Source organism: Streptomyces sp. NPDC001544 (genome assembly GCF_042894285.1).
Lineage (GTDB): Bacteria > Actinomycetota > Actinomycetes > Streptomycetales > Streptomycetaceae > Streptomyces.
Window position 1 is genome coordinate 808114 of sequence record NZ_JBIAVN010000002.1, and the last position, 4186, is coordinate 812299.

General features: G+C 69.7%; 2 protein-coding genes. Both read left to right on the top strand.

Annotation, left to right across the window (positions count from 1 at the left end; genetic code table 11):
- Window positions 1-522: 522 nt before the first annotated feature.
- Window positions 523-2751, top strand: coding sequence for an ATP-binding protein (locus ACFY0F_RS09075; RefSeq protein ID WP_388791026.1), 2229 nt, complete (start codon window positions 523-525; stop codon window positions 2749-2751).
- A 137-nt stretch (window positions 2752-2888) separates the two neighbouring features.
- Window positions 2889-3683: a thioesterase II family protein gene (locus ACFY0F_RS09080; RefSeq protein WP_388791028.1), complete on the top strand. Its 795-nt coding sequence runs from the start codon at window positions 2889-2891 to the stop codon at window positions 3681-3683.
- The last annotated feature ends 503 nt before the right edge of the window (window positions 3684-4186 follow it).

Below are 4186 nucleotides of genomic sequence, written 5' to 3' on the forward strand. Positions count from 1 at the left end.
GCTCAGGACCGGTGCCTTACGGCGCCGGCATCCTCCTTTTCTCCCTCTCTTCGTACGCCAGACAGGCGGCGCACAAAGCATGTTTACGCGGTCGTAATTATCCATGGCTTGTCGTCCTGCCCTTGTGGCACACCGACTCCGTCTACCGGGGCAAGAGTCGAGCAGCGCCCATTTGCAGAGTGACTGCAAGAGGAAAGCAAGACTTGGCCAAGGGCTCCTGTGCAGCATACGAGGCGAGAGCTCAGCACGAAGTGCCCTGGTGAAGGCGGCCCTTGAATGATTGACGCTGAATCGCCCTTGCTTTCCTGCGATGCGTGCGGTAAGTCGATTCGCAGAGACGACGCAGGCAGTGTGGGGACCAGAAAAGCGTCGCTCAGATATTGCTCAAATGCCTGCCGTCAGCGGGCCTACCGGCGACGGCTGAAAACCGACGCGGTGAGTGCTGCGACTTCTCTGGGATTGCCGTCCCGATTAAGCGGATTCATCGGTCGTTCGGACGAACTGGTGGAGCTGAGAGGACTTGTGCGCACCACGCGACTGCTGACCCTGGCAGGTCCGGCGGGTGTGGGCAAGACACGCCTGGCGCTCGAACTGGCCGGGCTGGAACAGCGCGGCGGGCGCTGTGAGGTCGGGCTGGTGGAACTGGGTTCGGCGAGAACGGGCGAGGAGGTCCGAAGGCGGATCACCGCAGCGCTCGCCGGGGCCGGAGAAGGGCGCGTCCCGATCGCGGGGGCTCGGAGTGCCGCGGACGCCGACCGGGAACGGCTGCTGGTACTGGACAACTGTGAGCACGTGCTCGACGACTGCGGTCTGGCCCTCGGCGCGCTGCTCCCGCGCCATCCGGGCCTGCGCGTTCTGGCTACCAGCCGCGAGTCGCTGCGGCTGCCGGGCGAAACGGTGTACTCGGTGAGCGGCCTCGGCGTGCCGGATGCGCAGGGCGGCGGATCCCTCACCGGCATGCTCGGCTCGGACGCCGTCCGGCTCTTCGTCGAGCGGGCGCGGGCCGCGTCCCGCGAGTTCGAGCTCACCGAGGAGAACGCCCCGCACGTCGCCGCGCTGTGCGCCGGGCTCGACGGGCTGCCGCTGGCACTGGAACTGGCGGCCGGGCTCGTACGGGCATTTCCGCCGGCCGCGGTCCACGACCGGTTGGACGACCGCCTTTCCCTGCTGACCTGCGGCTGGCGTACGGCGGACCCACGTCACCAGAGCCTTCGGTCGGCGATCGAATGGAGCTACGACCTGCTGACGCCGGCGCAGCGGTCACTGTTACGGTCGCTCTCGCTGCTCCCGGGCGGTTTCGGGCCGGACGCCGCCGCAGCGCTCGCCGTGGGCAAGGACATCCCCGCGTCGGCTGTACCGGAACTACTGGCCGCCCTTGAAGCCAAGTCCCTCATCACCCCCTGTACCGACAGGGGGAGTTCCGCACGGTTCCGGATGCTCGAATCCATCCGGTGCTACGGGCAGGAGCGACTCCGCGCCGAGAACGAGGAGGAAGCGGCGTACGACCGACTCGCCCACTGGCTCACGGAACTCGCGCGTCCGCTCCGGGAGGCGGCGCTCACGCCTGCCGAGACCCGCAGGCGGTTGGCTGAGGAACGCGACAACCTCACCTGTCTGCTGGAGTGGCTGAGCGCCGGCGGCGACCCACGCAGGCTCCTCCTCACCAGCGCGCTGGCCGTCGTGGACATCCACCGGGGACGGCCGACGGGCAAGGCGCGGGCGCTGCTGGCCGACGCGCTGGATCGTACGGACCCGGGAGCGGACGACCGTAGCATCGCTCTTGGCGAGGCTGCGCGGCTCGCCGCGGAGGAGGGGGACCACGACGAAGCGATCCGGCTGGCGGATGAGGCCGTGACGCTCGAACGCCGACGCTCGCACCCGAACGACCCGCTGCTCTGCCGCGTACTGCTGACGCGGGGCACCGCCCGGACGCGCCGCGGTGACCAGGGGGCAAGAACTGATCTCCGGGAGTGCTTGGAGATCAGCGACAGGGTCGGCGATCCGGTCACGACAGCGTTCTCTCTGGTCCTCCTCGCGTGGCAGTCACTGCCGGCCGGCGACGTGGCCACGGCGGCACGGCTGATCGACGAGGCCCTGCCGGTTCTGAGAGCGGAGGCGGGCCCGGCCCCGCTGCGCATGACGCTGGTCACCGTCGGCGCCCTGGCACTGGAACGGGACGACCCCGCGACGGCGGAGGCGTACTTCGCCGAGGCTCTGAGCGGCATGGACCACCCGGGCGGAGCAAGCCTCGCGCTCTGGGGCCTGGCCGTCGCGGCGGTGCGCGGCGGCCGCTTCGAGCGCGGGCTGCGGCTGTGCGCGACCGCCGAGACGCAAGGCGCGTTCGACGCCTCCGCACTGCCGCCCTGGTTCCGGGCGCGGGTGGAGGAGGCGGCGGACACGGCGCTCAGGGCACTGCCGAGGGCGCAGGCCGAGGGCGCGCTCGTGGCCGGACGGGAACTGCAGCCACGGCAGACTGTGGAGTACGCGCTGCGCGGACGGCTGGGAGTCCCGGCCCGGCCGGAGGGCATCGTGGACGGCACGGGGGGCGCAACCGCCGGCGACGTCCCGCTCACCCCGCGCGAGCGGGACGTGATCGCCCTGGTGACCACGGGGTTGACCAACCGCCAGATAGCCGCCCGCCTGCACCTGTCGGTACGCACCGTCGAGACGCATGTCCGCAACATCCGCACGACCCTCGGCCTGCGCTCCCGAACCCACGTCGCCGCATGGGCGGCCCGGCAGGCGGTGTGATGTGTGACAGCCGAGGGAGAGCCGGAGCCGGGTGCACGGCGCCCCGGCGCCCCGGCCGAGTCCCCGGGACGTCATTCACCGGCGAAGGCGTGGCACGGGCTGGTCGGTGCGAGTTGAGGAAGGTGGAGAGGAACGTCATGAACCATGCGGGAACGAGGGCCTCGGTGTGGGTCCAGCCGATGACGGCGCACGCGGGCCGAGGAGGGCGGCTGCGCCTTTTCTGCTTCCCCTACGCGGGGAGCGGTACCAGGGCGTTCCGAGGCTGGGCCGAAGAGCTGCCGGACGACATGGACGTGTACGGGATCCAGTTGCCCGGCCGCGACAACAGGCTGGGGGAGAGGCCGCTGGACGACGTCACGGAGCTTCTCGACGAACTGGTGCCCGCGCTGGAGCCGTATGCTGACGGCCCGTTCGCCTTCTTCGGCCACAGCATGGGCGCACTGCTGTGCTGGGAGACCGCCCGGTCCATGTGGCGCGCGCATGGTCTGCTGCCGCGTCATGTCTTCGTCTCCGGCTGCAAGCCGCCGCCCCTGATCGGCGACCGGACCGGTTCGGGCGCTTCGGCTCCCGAATACAGCGACGCCGAACTGATCGAGCGTATACGGGCTTTGGGCGGCACCCCGGAGGAGATCCTCCAGGACGCCGGGCTCATGAGTCTGGTGCTGCCGGCTTTCCGGGGCGATTGCACCATGCTCGCCCGCTACCGCTACGTACCGGGTGAGCCACTGCCCTGCCCGCTGACCGTCTTCGGCGGCGACCGCGATCCGCGTGCCGCTCCCGAAGAACTCGACGGCTGGGCGGAGCTGGTCAAGGAGGCGCCGGACGTGTGCCTGCTGCCGGGGGGTCACTTCTTTCTGCACACGGAGAGGAAGCGGCTGCTGGCGGAGATCTCGGCACGGCTGAGCGGCGGGTACGCGCCGCGTCACGTGTGAGGGTCGCGTGATGTAACGGTGGAGATTGCGGATGCGGTTGCGCCGCTTCACGCGGATCCTTGATGGAGCACGACGTTCCATGGTTCGACCGGAGGAAACAGCCCGCCATGAACCCTTTTGACACTGCAGGCGGTCTGTGTTGGTCGGACTGGACGGACATGCGGCCCGCGAACCTCATCGCGGCGAAGGCCGACTGACGGCCGTGACCCCTGTCCCCCTTTCTTGTCCTTGACCCTCTTCCTTCTTGTCCCTCTTCCTGCTCTTTCCCCGGTGTCCACCGGTGTTCCGAAGTTCGTCGGGCATGTCCGGGGGCGGGAGCGGGGTGTGCTCGGTGCGGCCTTGTCGTGGCCGGGAATCGCCGGCCGGGGTGATGGCGAGTTCCGCGGCCCCGGTCAGGCGGCTTCGGCCGGACGGCATGCGCCCATCGCTTTCTCACCTTGCGAAGTCACCAACGGTCTCAACTGCCTTGCCGTGCGGCGGGCGCTGTGAAGATTGGATGAGTA